Genomic DNA, 15,184 nt, shown 5'->3' with positions numbered 1-15,184 from the left:
CCGCTCCCTCGCGCTGATCGGCCGGGGAGGCTAATCTCCGCCCCGATGAGCGACAACGCCACCACCCATTTCGGCTTCCGCACCGTGCCCACCGAGGCGAAGAAGGGCCTTGTGCGCGAGGTGTTCGAGTCGGTCGCGCCCCGCTACGACCTGATGAACGACCTGATGAGCCTCGGCATCCATCGGGTCTGGAAACGCATCTTCGTCACCACCCTCGGCCCGCGCCCGTCGATGCGGCTGCTCGACCTCGCCGGCGGCACCGGCGACATCACCTTCGCCGCCCTCGACCGCGGCTGCGGCCACGCCGTGCTGTCCGACATCAACCCCGCCATGCTGCGCGTCGCCGAGGAGCGCGCGGTGGAGCGGGGACTGATCGGGCGGATGGAGCTCCTCTGCGCCGACGCCGAACGCCTGCCGCTGCCGGACGACCACTTCGATGCCGTGACCATCGCCTTCGGGCTGCGCAACTGCACCGACATCGACGCCGTACTGCGTGAGGCGCAGCGCGTGCTGAGGCCGGGCGGACGGTTCCTGTGCCTGGAGTTCTCGCGCGTCACCGTCGCGGCACTGGCACCGGTGTATGACGCGTACTCGTTCAGGGTGCTGCCGTTCCTCGGCCGTACCGTCGCCAAGGACGAGGAGGCCTACCGCTACCTCGCCGAGAGCATCCGCCGGTTTCCCCGGCAGCCGGAACTCGCGAGCCGGATGACGGCCGCAAAGCTCGAACGCGTCACGTGGCGCGACCTCTCCGGCGGCATCGCCGCCATCCACTCAGGTTGGAAACTTTGAGCGGGGGAAAAGGCCGTGCGTAGCTGGCCCTCGGGCCAGCGGAGCACCAGAATGCCCGCCCTCCCTCCCGCACCCCCCATCCCATGAACCGTACGCTGCTGCTCATCATTTCCGGCTCGGTCGCCGCCTACAAGGCGCTGGAACTCGCGCGCCTTGCGCGCAAGGACGGCATGCGCATCACCGGCCTGCTCACCGACGCCGGCGCACGTTTCGTCACACCGCACGCGCTCGCCGCGATCACTGGCGCACGCGTGTTCGGCGACCTCTGGTCGCTCGAAGACGAAACCCATGCCGGACACATCCGCCTCGCGCGGGAACACGACCTGATCGTCGTCGCACCGGCCTCCGCCGATCTGATCGCCAAGATGGCGCTCGGGCTGGCCGACGATCTTGCCTCGACGGTGCTGCTCGCGACCAGGCGGCCGATCCTGCTCGCCCCGGCAATGAACCCCACCATGTGGACCCATCCCGCGACGCAGGGCCACATCGCCACGCTGCGCGCCCGCGGCGTCACCATCGTCGGTCCCGCCGAAGGCGAGATGGCTGAGCCGGAGTCGGGTCCCGGCCGCCTCGTCGAGCCGCCCGACCTGCTGGCTGCGATCCGCGCCGCCCTGGCCCCCGGTCCGCTGACCGGCCGTCATGCCCTCGTCACCTCCGGACCCACGCACGAGGCGATCGACCCGGTGCGCTACATCGCCAACCGGTCCTCCGGCCGCCAGGGTCACGCCGTCGCCGCAGCCCTCGCCGCTCTCGGTGCGCGCGTCACCCTTGTCTCCGGGCCGGTCCAGATTCCCGACCCGCCCGGCGTCACCGTCCGCCGCGTCGAGAGCGCGCGCGACATGCTCGCCGCCTGCGAAGCGTCACTTCCCGCTGATATCGCCGTCTGCGCGGCGGCGGTCGCCGATTGGCGGCCCGCGACGGATCAGGGGCAGAAGATCAAGAAGGTGCCTGGCGAGGCGCCGCCGCCGCTCGCGCTGGCGGAGAACCCCGACATCCTCGCGACGATCGCCCGGCACGGTTCGCACCGGCCCGCACTCGTGGTCGGCTTCGCGGCTGAGACCAACGACGTGATCGCGCACGCGCAGGCGAAGCGCGCGCGCAAGGGCTGTGACTGGATCGTCGCCAACGACGTTTCCGGCGACGTGATGGGCGGGGCGGAGAACGCGGTGCACATCGTCACCGCCGAGGGCGTGGAGGACTGGCCGCGGATGAGCAAGGACGAGGTCGCGCGCAGGCTGGCTGCGCGCATTGCGTCGGTGTTCACATGACGGTGCGCGTCGCGGTCACGCGCTTGCCGCACGGCGCTGACCTGGGCCTGCCAGCCTACGCCACCGCGCATGCGGCGGGCATGGATCTGCTCGCCGCCGTCACCGCGCCGGTCACACTCCTGCCCGGCGCGCGCGCGCTGATCCCGACCGGGATCGCGATCGCGCTGCCGCCCGGCTACGAGGCACAGGTGCGGGCGCGCTCCGGCCTCGCGCTGAGGCACGGCATCTGCATGGCGAACGGGGTCGGCACGATCGATGCCGATTATCGCGGCGAGGTCGGCGTGATCCTTCTCAACGCCGGTGAGGCGCCGTTCACCGTCGAGCGAGGCATGCGCATCGCGCAGATGGTGATCGCCCGCCACGAGGTCGCCATCTGGCACGAATGCGAGACCCTGGATGATACCGCGCGCGGATCGGGCGGGTTCGGCAGCACCGGCGCCTGAGTGTCGAAACGGGAGAACACGATGCCGATCTATGCCCTGAACGATCTCGTGCCGCGCCTGCCCGCAGCGGGCCGATTCTGGATCGCCCCCGATGCGCATGTGATCGGCGAGGTGATCCTGCACGAGGACGTCAACATCTGGTTCGGCGCGGTGCTGCGCGGCGACAACGAGCCGATCATGATCGGCGCGCGCTCCAACATCCAGGAAGGCGCGATGCTGCACGCCGATCCGGGTTTCCCCTGCACCGTCGGCGAGGAGGTGACGGTCGGGCATCACGCCATCCTGCACGGCTGCACGGTCGGCGACGGCGCGCTGATCGGCATGGGTGCGACGGTGCTGAACGGCGCGAGGATCGGCCCGGGCTGTCTCGTCGGGGCAAACGCTCTCGTCACGGAGGGCAAGGAGTTCCCGCCGAACACGCTGATCCTCGGCAGCCCGGCCAAGGCTGCCCGCACCCTCGATCCCGAGGCGGCGGCGCGGCTGCGCAAGTCGGCGGAGCACTACGTCGCCAATGCCCGCCGCTTCGCCGCCGGGCTGAAACGGATCGACTGAGCGCGCCGAGGGGTCGAGAACGGCCGTCCGCCTCCCCATCTGTATCACGCCATGGATTTCCGCGAAGATCAGATCCAGCGCTATGCGCGCCACATCCTGCTGCCCGAGATCGGCGGCACGGGGCAAGCGAAGCTGCTTGCGGCGCGCGTGCTGATCATCGGTGCGGGCGGGCTGGGCTCGCCCGTGCTGCTCTATCTCGCCGCCGCCGGCATCGGAACGATCGGGCTGATCGACGACGACGTGGTCGATCTCTCCAACCTCCAGCGCCAAATCGCGCACACCACCGACCGGCTCGGCGTACCCAAGGTCGAGAGTGCGGCGCAGGCGGCGCGCGCGCTCAACCCGGACGTCGTGATCGAGACGCATTGCGCGCGCCTGACGCCGGCCAAGGCGCTCGATCTGGTACGCCGTTACGATCTTGTCTGCGACGGCTCCGACAATTTCGCCACCCGCTTCCTGGTCGCCGATGCCTGCCACCTCGCCGGGCGCACGCTCGTCTCGGCGGCGGTGCTGCGCTTCGAGGGACAGGTGTCAACCTTCAAGAGCCATCTCGGTCCGCCGCATCCCTGCTACCGCTGCCTGCATCCCGAACCCCCGCCTGACGGCCTGGTGCCGACCTGCGCCGAGGCCGGGGTGTTCGGCGCGGTCACCGGCGTGCTGGGCGCGCTGCAGGCCACCGAGACGCTCAAGGAGATCGCGGGGGTGGGCGAGGGGCTGTCGGGGCGGCTGATCCTCTGGGATGCGCTCTCGGCGACCTTCCGCACCGTGCGGCTGAAGCGCGACCCCGCCTGTGCGCTGTGCGGCGACCGTGCGACCATCCGCGACCTCTCCCACCACTTACCCCCGCAAGCACAGGCATGCGCTCTCTGAGCATGAGCATCTTCGACCCACCGCCGATCCACCCGCCGCCGCCGGCGCCGCTCGGCGTGCTGCTGATCTCCGGCACCTTCGAGCGCGCGCACTACGCGCTGGTCGTCGCCACGGCCGCTGCCGCGGTCGGCCGGCCGGTGACGCTGTTCGCCACCAATGGCGGCTGCCGGGCCTTTCTCGGCCCCGCTGCCGACGGCACGCCGGGCTGGGCCGCGCTCGAGGCGCACGGGCTCGGCTCCGCGCGCGGCGCCCTCGCGCGCGATGCCAAGCTGCGCGAGCAGGGGGTCGCCGGCTTCGCCGAGCTGCTCGCCTCCGCGGCCGAGCTCGGCGTGCGGCTGATCGTCTGCGATGCGGGGCTGAAGGCGGAGGGGCTCAGGCCCGAGCAGCTCGACGCGACGCTGAACGGCGAGGTCGCCGGCGTGGTCACATTCCTGGCAGAGACCGAGGCCGGGCAGATCATCACCCTTTGACACGGCGCGGCGACGCTTGGCACATCGGGGCGATGCCTCGGATGGTCCTGGTGCTCGCGCTGCTGCTTCCAGTGGTCGCGGCGGCGGAGACGCGCACCCTGCCGGTGCCGCCGGCGATGCCGGAGCGGCCCCCCCCCGCGCCGATGGCCGAACCGCCGGCGCAGACGCCGGGCTCGGTGACCGGCCGGCCCTTGCCGCGCTTCGCCAGCCTGCGCGCCAGCGAGATCAACCTGCGTGCGGGCCCGGGCACCCGCTTCCCGGTCGAGTGGACCTATACCCGCGCCGGATTGCCGGTCGAGATCGTTCGCGAGTTCGACACCTGGCGGCGCATCCGCGACATGGACGGCGTCGAGGGCTGGGTGCAGCAGGCACGCCTCGCGCCGCGGCGCACCTTCCTCGTGCGCGGTGGCGCGCAGACGCTCCGCCGCAGCCCCGACGATGCGGCCGCCGCGGTCGCGCAGCTCGCCCCGGGGGTGATCGGCACGATCCGCCGCTGCGAGGCGGCCAGTGCCTGGTGCGAGGTCGCGGTCGGCGGCGCGCGCGGCTTCCTGCGCCGTGAGGCGATGTGGGGCGTCTATCCCGGCGAGGAGGTGCGGTGATGGAACACCGCTACGGCACGATCCGGATGCCGTTGCTCGGCCGGTTCAGATCGGCCTCGGCCGCCGCCGCACCGAGGCGGGCCTTCGGCACGGGCGGCATCTGCGCGAGCGTCGCCAGGATGGTCGGCGCCGGCCGTTCGAACACCGGGCCGGTGAGCGCCGCCTCCGCGGCCGGGCGGTCTCCCTCGCGCAAGGCCCGGGCGGCGCGGACGAACCCCTCGACCACCGGGCGCGTGGGCGCGTCGCGCCGCACGCCGAGCACGTCGCGCAGCTCGTCGCGTCCCCAGTCCATGCTGATCGTCGTCAGCGGCGAGAGGCCGACGAAGCGGAGCTCCTTCAGCTCCGCGGCGGCGTATTCGTGCTGCGCCGCCACCTGCGCCGCGAGCGCGGGGTTGCCGCCGAGCCGTCCCGGCGCATCGGCATAGTACGAGGACGCCGAATAGATCGCCGTGTAGACCGGGTTGGAGCCGAACGAGACGCCCATCTCCGAGCTGATCGAGGGCGGCAGGATGCCGATGCCGCGCTCGGGCGGCGTGCCCGGCACTTGCGTGCAGGCGGCAAGGCCGAGAACGGCAAGGGCGCTCGCGATCCGGTTGGGACGGGCCATGACGGTTCTCCTCTCGACACCAAGCCTGGAGACGATCGGGAGATACTCAAGCCACATTCGCGCGAAATTTTGGCCGTTACTCCTCGGTCGGCGACAGGCGGACATGCCAGGCGTGTTCGGCGCTGGCGACGGCATCCGCAACGATCGGCGGCGGCACGAGCTGGTCGAGCCCGGCCAGCATGGCGGCGGGTGGCCGGCCGCCCGTGACCGGTGCGAGCGCCTCGGCCGCGCCGGTCCGGTCGCCCGCAGCCATCCGGCGCGCGGCCTCCGCGAAGGCGGCGGAGACGGTGGCGCCGGGCAGAGTCGCCGGAATGCCGAGCGCCGCGCGCAGCGCCGCCCGTGCCTGCTCCAGCCTCGGCACCGTCACCGGCTCGATCGCGCCGTACTGTGGTTCGCGCAGGGCGGTGGTGATGTATTCCAGCCGGGCGACGACCAGCGCGGCCTCGGCCGCATCGCCGGCAAGCCGATCGGGGCGCCGCGTGCTGTGATGCAGGGCCATGATGGCGGCCTGCAGCGGGTGGTCGAGCCTCGCCCCATCCGCGGGGGGCGGGGCTGGCGCGGCTGGCTCGGCTGCGCAGGCGGCGAACGCCAGCAGCACCGCGGCCGCGCCGCGTGAAGGGATCTGCATGCGAAACCATGTGAGGGCGTTCCTGGCCGCCGCAAGCCTGACCCTGCTGCTCGCCGGCTGCGCAGTGGTGCCGGTGGAGGAGGAGCCCGTGCCGTATCCCGCGAGTGCGCGCGACCGGTTGGTGCGCATTGTGCTCGCCGAGTGGGAGGAGTGGGGGCGGCAGTTCACCGACCATACCGGCAGCGTGACGGGTGCCCCTGCCGCCGGGGGACGGTCCGAGGACATGGTGGAGGCGTTTCCGGCGCTGGTCGCCTACTGGTCGGCGGTGCCAGGCAGCGAGGCGACGATCGCGCGCAACCGCGCGGGGCTTCGGGTGGCCGTGACCGATCCGCCCAACGCGCCGCTGCTCTGGGCGGAGGTGCCCTGGAGTGCTGCCTTCCTGTCCTACGCGCTGCGCGCCGCCGGCTACGATGCGGTCGATGTGCCGTCCGCGCCGGCGCATTGGATCGTGGTTGACCACTTGCTGGCGCGTGCGGCGCGTTGGCCTGGGCGGGCGGCGTTCCTGCCCTGGCCGCCTGACGCCTACGCGCCCGCACCGGGCGACATCCTCTGCGCCACCCGGGCGGAGGCGCGCGGGCGCTATATCGGGCCCGCCGACCGATCCGCCGAGCAGGGTCGTGCCGTGCCGATGCATTGCGACATCGTCGCGGGTCGGCGCGAGGGCGTCGTCGAGGCGATCGGGGGCAATCTCGGCGATGCCGTGCGCATGAGCCTGCTGCCGGCCGATCCGGCGGGCCGGCTGTTCGAGAGCGCACCGCCCGGGGTGCCGGAGATGCCCGCCTGGTTCGTGGTGTTCGAGAACCGCGCCGGCGCGGCGCGCTGATCAGCCCGCGAAGATCGAGGCGGGCGCGTCGCGGCGGAGGCTCGCCCCGAGCTCGCGGCCGAGCCGTGCGGCCTCCTCCGGCCGCCCGACCACCGCGCGCTTCAGCAGGAACGTACCGTCCTCGGTCGCTACCAGGCCGACGAGGCGGAGCGTGCCGTCGGCGCGAATCTCGGCATGGCCGCCAATGGGGGTGCGGCAGGAGCCGTCCAGCGCAGCGAGCATGGCGCGCTCGGCGCGGCTGACGGCGGCGGCGTCCGGATCCTCGATGCCCGACAGCAGGTCGTGCAGCTCGGTGTCCTCGGCGCGCACGGTGATGCCGACGATGCCCTGGCCGGCAGCCGGCACCATCATCTCGGGATCGAGGATGGCGGCGGCCTCGTGGGCCAGTCCGAGCCGGCGCAGCCCGGCGAGTGCGAGCAGGGTGGCATCCATCGCCCCCGAGCGCAGCTTGTTCAGCCGCGTCTGCACGTTGCCGCGGATCAGCGCGATCGTGAGGTCGGGCCGGCGGTGCAGCAGCTGCGCGGCGCGCCGGACCGAGGAGGTGCCGACGACGCCGCCCGGCGGGATCGCCGCGAACGGATCGGCAGGATCGGCCGGGCCGCAATGCGACGCCAGGATGAGCGCGTCACGCGCATCCTCGCGCGCCATGCAGCAGGCGAGCACGATCCCGGGCGGCAGCTCGGTCTCGAGGTCCTTGAGGCTGTGGACCGCGAAATCGACGCGTCCGTCCAGCAGGGCCTCGTGGATCTCCTTGGCGAACAGGCCCTTGCCGCCGACCTCGGCGAGCCGCTTGTCCTGGATACGGTCGCCCGTGGTCGCGATCGCGTGCTCCTCGAACGCCTCGGCCTGGCGCAGCACGGGGCAGAACCCGGTGAGCCGCGCCATGAACAGCCGCGTCTGCATCAGCGCCAGCGGGCTCGCCCGCGTGCCGACGCGAAGCGGCAATGGCCTGCGGTCGTGCCGCGGCGCGTCGTGACGGCGGCCGGCGTCGCTCTCGCCGGCGGGATGGCGTGACATGGCGCGGGTCCCTACAACGCGGCCGAGATGGTGGGAAGCGGCTGGATGTCATCCCAGGGTCACGCAGCGGTGCTGGGGATCGAGACCTCGTGCGACGAGACCGCGGCGGCGGTGCTCGACGGGGCGGGGCGGGTGCTCGCGGAGCGGCTGTGGAGCCAGACCGCCGAGCACGCGCCCTATGCCGGGGTGGTACCGGAGATCGCGGCGCGGGCCCATCTCGCGCGCCTGCCCGGCATGATCGAAGCGGTGCTGGCCGAGGCCGGCGTCGCGCCGTCGGCCGTGGCGGCGACCGCCGGGCCCGGCCTGATCGGGGGGCTGATCGTCGGCGCCAATCTCGGCAAGGGCTTCGCGCTGGCGCGGCGGCTGCCGTTCTATGCGGTCAATCACCTGGAGGCGCACGCGCTCTCGGCGCGCCTGCCGGGGGTCGCGGACGAGGCGCCGGCGTTTCCCTATCTCACGCTGCTCGTCTCCGGCGGGCATTGCCTGTTGATGGAGACGCGCGGACCGGGTGCGCATGCGGTGCTGGGGCGGACGCTGGACGACGCGCCGGGCGAGGCATTCGACAAGGTGGCGAAGATGCTCGGGCTCGGCTGGCCGGGCGGGCCGGCGCTGGAGCGGCTGGCCGCCGGCGGCGATGCCGAGCGGTTCGCCTTGCCGCGCCCGATGCTGGGGCGGGAGGGCTTCGATTTCTCGTTCTCCGGCTTGAAGACGGCGGTGGCGACGATCCTCGCCGCCTACCCGGCCGGGGCCTTGCCCGAGCGCGATGCGGCTGATCTTGCGGCCGGGTTTCAGGCGCGCGTGGCCTGGACGCTCGCCGACCGGGCGCGGCGAGCGATGCGGGCGGCCAAGGGGTGCAGCGTGCTGGTGGTGTCGGGTGGGGTCGCCGCCAATGGCGCCGTCCGGGCTGCGCTGGCAGAGGCGGCGTCGGGCGAAGGGTTTACGCTGGCAGTGCCGCCACCTGCGCTTTGCACCGACAACGCGGTGATGGTCGCGTGGGCCGCGATCGAGCGGCGGCGGGTCGGCGATCCGGGTGCCGACCTGGGGGTGCCGTCCTGCCCGCGTTGGGCGCCGTAGCTCGGATCGGGGGGCGGTTGCACGGGCCGGAGAAATCGCTCCCTCGAATCCCTCGTGCACTTTCAGCGCGCGCGCTGAACCGCGAAGTCCACCACGTCCACCAGCGCGCGTCGCTCGGCGCAGTCGGCGAAACGCGCGAGCGCCGTCTTCGCCGCCGCGCCGAACGCCTCCGCGCGCCGCAGCGTCTCGGCCAGCGTGCCGTGCCGTCGCATCAGCCCCTGCGCGGTCGCGAGATCGTTCGGGCCCTGCTCCTGGTCCTCGATCGTGCGCCGCCAGAACGCGCGCTCGCTCTCGTCGCCGGCAGCGAAGGCGAGCAGCACCGGCAGCGTCACCTTGCCCTCGCGGAAATCGTCGCCGACCGCCTTGCCGAGCTTCACCTGGTCAGCGTCGTAGTCGAGCACGTCGTCGACGAGCTGGAACGCCAAGCCCAGATTCATGCCGAAGGCCTCGAGCGCGGCCTCGTCCTCGGTATCCCGCCCGGCCACCACCGCGCCGATCCGCGTGGCGGCGGCGAACAGCGCGGCGGTCTTGCCGCGGATCACGTCGAGATAGCGCGCCTCGGTCGTTGCGGTGTCGTTCTGCGTGACGAGCTGCAGCACCTCGCCTTCGGCGATCGTCGCCGCCGCGCGCGAGAGGATCGCCAGCACCGGCAGCGAACCGTCCTCGACCATCAGCTCGAAGCTGCGACTGAACAGGAAATCGCCGACCAGCACCGAGGCCTTGTTGCCGAACACCGCGTTCGCCGAGGCGAGGCCGCGACGAAGCGCGCTTTCGTCCACCACGTCGTCGTGCAGAAGCGTCGCTGTGTGGATGAACTCGACGCAGGCGGCGAGCTTCACGTGCCGGTCGCCGCGATAGCCGCACAGGCGCGCCGCGGCGAGCGTCAGCATCGGCCGGAGCCGCTTTCCGCCGGCCGCGACGATGTGCGCGGCGAGACGCGGGATCAGCTCGACCGGACTCTGCATCCGGGCGACGATGACGCGGTTGCACGCCTCGAGATCCGCGCGGACGAGTTCGGTCAGCGCCTCGAGCGCGTCGTCGCGCGTCGCGGCCGGCCTCTCCTCCGTCCTCCGCTCGGCCACCGCGCGCACGCGCCACTCCGTCCTTGCTTGACCCGTTGAACCGGCGGCCAGGATATTGGCCGGGTCAAAACCGGGTCAAGGCGAGGCCGTGCCCTGGCCATGAAGGAACCGGCGTGCGGGAACTGCTGCGCACCAACGACACCGTCCGACTGTCCTTCCTGCGCGTGCTGCTCCGCGACGCCGGGATCGACGCCATCGTGCTCGACCAGCACATGAGCGTGCTGGAGGGGTCGGCGTCGGCCATCCCGCGGCGGCTGATGGTCGCCGAGGAGGACGAGGCGCAGGCACGGCGGGTGCTGCGCGAGGCGGGGGAGTGGAGCGGGACGCCGGGCTGAGCGCCGCGGAGACGAGCGAGGACCGGCTGCTCGGCGGGCGGGTGCGGCTCCGCCAGCCGCGTGCGGGCTTCCGCGCCGCGATCGATCCGGTGCTGCTCGCGGCCGCCGTGCCGGCGCGGGCGGGCGAGCGCGTGCTGGAGGCCGGCACCGGGAGCGGGGCGGCCGCGCTCTGCCTGCTCGCGCGCGTGGCCGGCTCGAGCGTCACCGCGGTCGAGCGCGACCTCGTGCTTGCGGAGCTCGCCGCGGCCAATGCGGCGCTGAACGGCGTGGCCGACCGGTTCGCGGTCATCGCGGGCGATGTCACCGCGCGGGCGATTGCCCGCGAAGCGGCCGCCACGGGCCCCTTCGCGCATGCGATGGCGAACCCGCCGTTCCATCGCGACGGCACCCCTTCGCCGGTCGCGGCGCGGCGCATGGCGGGACACGAATCGCCTGAGGCCGTGCTGGCCGACTGGGTGGCGGCGATGGCGCGGCGGCTCGTGCCCCGCGGGACGCTCACGCTGATCCTGCCGCCGTCACGCCTGCCTGATGCGATCGTCGCGCTGGGGGGCGCGGGGATCGGCAGCGTGACCCTGCTGCCGCTCTGGCCGCGTACAGGCGAGCCGGCGCGGCGGATGATCGTGCAGGGGATCAAGGCCGGCCGGTCGCCGTGTCGGCTGGCGGCCGGGCTCGTACTGCACGGCGACGATGGGCGCTATACGCCGCCAGCCGAGCGCATCCTGCGCGAGGGCGCGGCCCTGCCGGTCGGTTGACCGGCCGCCGTGTCAGAGCTGGCTCGCCTCCGGGTGGCGCAGGTGCCAGAGCCGCTCATGCGCGGCGACCAGGCTCTCCATGTTGCGGCGCCGGTTGGTGTCCGGGCTCAGCGGCCGGCGCGTCAGCATCATCTCGAGGATGTGCAGCAACTGCTCCGCGACCTCGAAATCGCCCTGGTCGCAGGCGTGGTGGAAGGCGATGAGGATCTTGTCCGACAGGCGCCGGCTGTACCGCGGCGGATGGCGCGAGGCGTCGCGCTCGCGCGCCTCGGCCTCGATATGCTCGCCACTCATGGCAACCCCTTGGCGATGCTCAAAGGCGGCATTCTTCCTCCCATGCCCTCAAGAAAAAGCATAGCGCGAATCTGACGTATCGGCGACCCGAAATCACCCCGCCGCCTCTACACCCCGGGGCGCCGAAGATGGGCACTGATCGTGCCGGCGATCTCGGCCGCCGGGGCGCCGTGACGGAACAGCGCGGCGAATCGCCCTTCGGTGTCCATCAGGTAGACGAACGAGGAATGGTCCATCGTGTAGGTGGTGCTCTCCGGCGGATGGACCTTCGCGTAGTAGACGCGATAGGCGCGCGCCACCGCCCCGATCTGCTCCGGCGTGCCGGTGAGCCCGATGATGCGCGGATCGAACAGGTCGACATAGCGGGCGAGCGCCTCGGGCGTATCGCGCTCGGGATCGACGGAGATGAAGAGGGGCGCAACGCGGGCGGCATCCTCGCCGAGCCGGTCGAGCACCTCGGCCATCACCTGCAACTCGGTCGGGCAGATGTCGGGGCAGTGGGTGAAGCCGAAGAAGACCAGCATCATCCGGCCGCGATAGGTCACGTCGGTGACGGCTGCGCCGGTGTGGTCGGTCAGGCTGAATGGCCCGCCGATCGAGACCGAGGGCGGCACCGCCATGCCGCCGAGCCGCTGCTCGACCCCGGCGTCCCGCTTCAGCCAGAGCGCCGCCCCGGTTCCGACGACGAGCATCGCGGCGAGCGCATAGGCGGCGAAACGGATTGCGCGCAGCCAGCGGATCATCGCCGGCGGCGGACCGGAGGGGGCCTCAGGGGACGTCATCGGATGGGTCCATACGCCCGGGCCGACGCGGCGCCAAGCGCTCGCGAGCAGTCGTGATGCGAGGCCGGAGGCTCAACCCGCGAACGGCACGGGCTCGCCCCCGGCGAAGAACCGCCAGAACGGATCGTAGACCAGGTCGGGGCGGTGCTCGGCCGGGTAGTGGCCGGTCGGGATCGCCCAGCCGCGCAGATCGGGCGCCCAGGGCGCCCACGCGTCCAGCACCTTGAAGTGCCGGCCGCAATGGCTGTTGGAGCCCCAGAGCACGAGCACCGGGCAGGCGATGGTCTTCTTGCCGAAATCCTCCGAGTCCATCGCGAAATCGACCGACACGGTGGCGCGGTAGTCCTCGCAGACGGCGTGGATCTGCGCCGGCGTGGTGCAGCGGATGTATTCGGCCATCGCCTCGGGAGAGAAGATCTCCAGCCCTACACCCTTCTTGTTCAACTTGTAGTTGATGTAATACGGCAGGTCGGCGCAGAGCAGCTTCTCCGGGAACGGCGCCTTCTGCGCCATGAAGAACCAGTGGTAGCTCTCCAGCCCCCAGCCGAGCGAGACATGGGTCAGCACATGATGGGTGGGCACGATGTCGAGCGCGGCGAACCGCGTCACCGCCTCGGGGTGGTCGAGGGCCATCCGGAATCCGACGCGCGCGCCGCGATCGTGGCCGGCGACGGCGAAGCGGTCGAAGCCAAGTTCACGCATCACCGCGAGATTGTCCTCGGCCATGGCGCGGAACGAGTAGGCGCTGTGATCGCTCCCGCCCTCGGGCTTGTCGCTGTCGCCGTAGCCGCGCAGGTCGGTCGCGACGATCGTGAAGCCCTGCGCGAGCGAAGGCGCGATCTTGTGCCAGGAGACCAGCGTCAGCGGGTTGCCGTGCAGCAGCAGGAGCGGCGGGCCGGAACCCGCGGTCGCGACATTGATGCCGACGCCCCCCACGACGATGCGTCGGCGGGCGAATCCGGGCAGCAACTCCTTGCCCCAGGGGATCAGCGGCGGCGGGGCGGCAGGATCGGGGCGGGGCGCGCGGGCGTCGTCGGGCATGGTGGTCTCCTCCGTCGCGCGCAGCCTTCGGCCGACGCGCGACAGGTGTCAACAGTCGACGATTGACCTTGCTTGCCACCTCCGCTTCCCTGCCATCGCAAATGGAGGGTGCGATGGCGGCACGGATCGGACTGATGCTGGGCGATGCGACGGGGATCGGCCCCGAGGTCGCGGTGAAGGCGCTGGCGGCCGGGCCCGTGCCGAATGCGCGCGTGGTGCTGTTCGCCGACCGCCGGGTGCTGGCGCTCGGCGAGCGCGAGGCCGGCACGACCCTGAAGCTGCGTCCGTGCAACGGGCTCGACGGCATCGACGAGGCCGACGAGGCGATCCCGCTGATCGACCTCGCCAACGCCGACCCGGCGGAACTCGGCCGCGGCGCGGTGAACCCCGCCTCGGGGCGGATCGTCGGCGAGACGCTGAGCCGCATGATCGACGAGGCGATGGCGGGGCGGCTCGACGCCGTGTGCTTCGCGCCGCTCAACAAGAAGGCGCTGCACGACGGCGGCTTTGCCTATCACGACGAGCACCAGATGTTCGCGGCACTCACGCGCCATCAGGGCTTCTTCGGCGAGATGAACGTGATCCCGGCCTTCTCGACCTTCCGCGTCACCTCGCATGTGTCGCTGCGCGAGGCGCTGGGGATGATCACGCCCGAGCGCATCACCGCGGCGGTGGCGCTCGCCAACGCCACGCTCACGCGCATGCTCGGCCGCCGCCCGCGCATCGGCGTCGCGGCACTCAACCCGCATGCCGGCGAGAACGGGCTGTTCGGACGCGACGAGATCGAGATGATCACGCCGACCCTCGAAACGATCCGCGCGAGCGGCATCGACTGCGTGGGGCCGATTCCGGCGGACGTCATCTTCATCCGCGCGCGTGACGGCGGCTTCGACGGCGTGGTGTCGATGTATCACGACCAGGGCCAGATCGCGACCAAGCTGCTCGGCTTCAATCAGGGCGTCACCGTGACGGCCGGGCTGAACGTGGTGTTCACCACGCCGGCGCACGGCACGGCATTCGACATCGCCGGCAAGGGTGTGGCCGACCCGGGCGCGATGCGCCGCGCGCTGGAACTCGCGGCAATCCTCGCGCGCCGCGCCGCCTGAACGTCAGGCGATCGCCCGGCGCCGAGCAGGCCGATCGCGCCGGGCTCGGGCACTGTCGCAGGTGGCCGGCCCACGATCTCCGCGCCGGTGCCGACGACGTTCCGGCCGACGAAGCCCCCGTCGGTATAGAACACGTCCAGCCGGTTCACATCGTTCAGCATGTCGGCGAGCGTCGCGTAGGTGGCGAACGCGGCCGAGTCCGTGCTCTCGCCCTCGATGTTGAACAGGTTCCAGGAGGCGGCCCGTGCGGGAGCACCGCCGGCGGCGATCAGCACCAGACTTGCCAGCACCACGCGCCAGCTTCGCCCGATCCCGCAGGTCCGCTCGCGGTCGTGTCCAGACCCTGTTCGATTTCGGTCGTTCATGGCTTCCCCCCTGTAGCCCGTCCGCCGCCTCGTCACATCGACAGCGGACACCCGCACAGACGCCGCCGGATCCCGTCTTGGGATCAGCCCGCCCCCCCCCCCCCCCCGATCGGAACGTGAGCCCTCTTGAGTCATGATAACCGGCGACCCATTGCGTTCGTCGAATCGGACCGCCCCAGGTGCATTGGCGAGTCCGCGTAGGGCTCAGATCGCCGTTTCCGCCACCCCGATCGCGTCGAGGAAGCGGCGCTTGCCGCCGACGATGTGTGCTTCGCCCGCCGCGCGCG

Annotated in this window: 19 protein-coding genes; 12 read left to right on the top strand and 7 right to left on the bottom strand. The window is 72.0% G+C overall.

Annotated features, from left to right (window positions below):
• Window positions 1-45 precede the first annotated feature (45 nt).
• The 7 genes from F563_RS0104220 (at window position 46) to F563_RS0104190 (ending at window position 4,991) form a co-directional block, all read left to right on the top strand.
• A complete protein-coding gene (locus tag F563_RS0104220) occupies window positions 46-789 on the top strand; it encodes a class I SAM-dependent methyltransferase (protein WP_019013397.1) in 744 nt (247 codons plus the stop codon).
• A gap of 83 nt (window positions 790-872) precedes the next feature.
• Window positions 873-2,057, top strand: a complete 1,185-nt coding sequence (gene coaBC / locus F563_RS0104215) for a bifunctional phosphopantothenoylcysteine decarboxylase/phosphopantothenate--cysteine ligase CoaBC (RefSeq protein ID WP_019013396.1) — start codon at window positions 873-875, stop codon at window positions 2,055-2,057.
• Window positions 2,054-2,500, top strand: coding sequence for a dUTP diphosphatase (gene dut, locus F563_RS0104210; protein ID WP_019013395.1), 447 nt, complete (start codon window positions 2,054-2,056; stop codon window positions 2,498-2,500). Before coaBC ends, dut begins: the two co-directional genes overlap by 4 nt.
• 21 nt (window positions 2,501-2,521) lie before the next feature.
• Window positions 2,522-3,052 carry a gamma carbonic anhydrase family protein gene (locus F563_RS0104205; protein WP_019013394.1) on the top strand — a complete coding sequence of 177 codons (531 nt, stop codon included), beginning with the start codon at window positions 2,522-2,524 and terminating at the stop codon, window positions 3,050-3,052.
• Window positions 3,053-3,103: 51 nt separating this feature from the next.
• Entirely contained in the window at window positions 3,104-3,922 is an 819-nt protein-coding gene (locus tag F563_RS0104200) for a HesA/MoeB/ThiF family protein (RefSeq protein WP_019013393.1), read from the top strand.
• A 2-nt stretch (window positions 3,923-3,924) separates the two neighbouring features.
• Window positions 3,925-4,392 (top strand): DsrE family protein, encoded by a 468-nt coding sequence (locus F563_RS0104195; protein ID WP_019013392.1) that lies wholly within the window; start codon window positions 3,925-3,927, stop codon window positions 4,390-4,392.
• A gap of 32 nt (window positions 4,393-4,424) precedes the next feature.
• Window positions 4,425-4,991 carry an SH3 domain-containing protein gene (locus tag F563_RS0104190; RefSeq protein WP_162140566.1) on the top strand — a complete coding sequence of 189 codons (567 nt, stop codon included), beginning with the start codon at window positions 4,425-4,427 and terminating at the stop codon, window positions 4,989-4,991.
• A 10-nt stretch (window positions 4,992-5,001) separates the two neighbouring features.
• Here F563_RS0104190 and F563_RS0104185 read toward each other — a convergent pair whose 3' ends face one another.
• A complete protein-coding gene (locus tag F563_RS0104185; protein WP_019013390.1) occupies window positions 5,002-5,598 on the bottom strand; it encodes a hypothetical protein in 597 nt (198 codons plus the stop codon).
• Window positions 5,599-5,674: 76 nt separating this feature from the next.
• Entirely contained in the window at window positions 5,675-6,226 is a 552-nt protein-coding gene (locus F563_RS24680; RefSeq protein WP_019013389.1) for a hypothetical protein, read from the bottom strand.
• Here F563_RS24680 and F563_RS23765 point away from each other — a divergent pair.
• Window positions 6,225-7,049, top strand: a complete 825-nt coding sequence (locus tag F563_RS23765; protein WP_019013388.1) for a DUF2272 domain-containing protein — start codon at window positions 6,225-6,227, stop codon at window positions 7,047-7,049. The two genes, F563_RS24680 and F563_RS23765, sit on opposite strands and share 2 nt — an antisense overlap.
• On the opposite strand, the gene hemC is transcribed toward F563_RS23765, so the two are convergent.
• On the bottom strand, window positions 7,050-8,066 hold the full coding sequence (hemC, locus tag F563_RS21525; RefSeq protein WP_019013387.1) for a hydroxymethylbilane synthase: 1,017 nt from the start codon (window positions 8,064-8,066) through the stop codon (window positions 7,050-7,052). It lies immediately after the preceding gene.
• Between the two features lie 45 nt (window positions 8,067-8,111).
• Between hemC and tsaD the strand changes: the two genes are divergently transcribed.
• Window positions 8,112-9,140, top strand: coding sequence for a tRNA (adenosine(37)-N6)-threonylcarbamoyltransferase complex transferase subunit TsaD (gene tsaD / locus F563_RS0104165; protein WP_026299319.1), 1,029 nt, complete (start codon window positions 8,112-8,114; stop codon window positions 9,138-9,140).
• Window positions 9,141-9,202: 62 nt separating this feature from the next.
• On the opposite strand, the gene F563_RS0104160 is transcribed toward tsaD, so the two are convergent.
• Window positions 9,203-10,231, bottom strand: coding sequence for a polyprenyl synthetase family protein (locus F563_RS0104160; RefSeq protein ID WP_019013385.1), 1,029 nt, complete (start codon window positions 10,229-10,231; stop codon window positions 9,203-9,205).
• Window positions 10,232-10,335: 104 nt separating this feature from the next.
• On the opposite strand from F563_RS0104160, the gene F563_RS0104155 reads away from it, so the two are divergent.
• A complete protein-coding gene (locus F563_RS0104155) occupies window positions 10,336-10,557 on the top strand; it encodes a putative signal transducing protein (RefSeq protein WP_019013384.1) in 222 nt (73 codons plus the stop codon).
• The gene (locus F563_RS0104150; protein WP_019013383.1) at window positions 10,536-11,309 is read left to right on the top strand and encodes a tRNA1(Val) (adenine(37)-N6)-methyltransferase; all 774 of its coding nucleotides are present in this window, start codon (window positions 10,536-10,538) and stop codon (window positions 11,307-11,309) included. The genes F563_RS0104155 and F563_RS0104150 overlap by 22 nt, the downstream gene beginning before the upstream one ends.
• Window positions 11,310-11,321: 12 nt before the next feature.
• Here the strand turns inward: F563_RS0104150 and F563_RS0104145 are convergent, their stop codons facing one another.
• The 3 genes from F563_RS0104145 to F563_RS0104135 all read right to left on the bottom strand — a co-directional run bounded on the left by F563_RS0104145 (window position 11,322) and on the right by F563_RS0104135 (window position 13,426).
• Entirely contained in the window at window positions 11,322-11,603 is a 282-nt protein-coding gene (locus F563_RS0104145) for a hypothetical protein (protein WP_019013382.1), read from the bottom strand.
• A 107-nt stretch (window positions 11,604-11,710) separates the two neighbouring features.
• Window positions 11,711-12,385: an SCO family protein gene (locus tag F563_RS0104140; protein ID WP_211211361.1), complete on the bottom strand. Its 675-nt coding sequence runs from the start codon at window positions 12,383-12,385 to the stop codon at window positions 11,711-11,713.
• Between the two features lie 72 nt (window positions 12,386-12,457).
• Entirely contained in the window at window positions 12,458-13,426 is a 969-nt protein-coding gene (locus tag F563_RS0104135) for an alpha/beta fold hydrolase (RefSeq protein WP_019013380.1), read from the bottom strand.
• A 113-nt stretch (window positions 13,427-13,539) separates the two neighbouring features.
• Between F563_RS0104135 and F563_RS0104130 the strand changes: the two genes are divergently transcribed.
• Window positions 13,540-14,532, top strand: a complete 993-nt coding sequence (locus tag F563_RS0104130) for a PdxA family dehydrogenase (RefSeq protein WP_019013379.1) — start codon at window positions 13,540-13,542, stop codon at window positions 14,530-14,532.
• The last annotated feature ends 652 nt before the right edge of the window (window positions 14,533-15,184 follow it).

This window comes from Elioraea tepidiphila DSM 17972 (assembly GCF_000378465.1).
Taxonomy (GTDB): Bacteria; Pseudomonadota; Alphaproteobacteria; order Acetobacterales; family Acetobacteraceae; genus Elioraea; species Elioraea tepidiphila.
The sequence above is the reverse complement of the archived record's forward strand: the minus strand, read 5'-3'. Positions and strand labels throughout refer to the sequence as shown.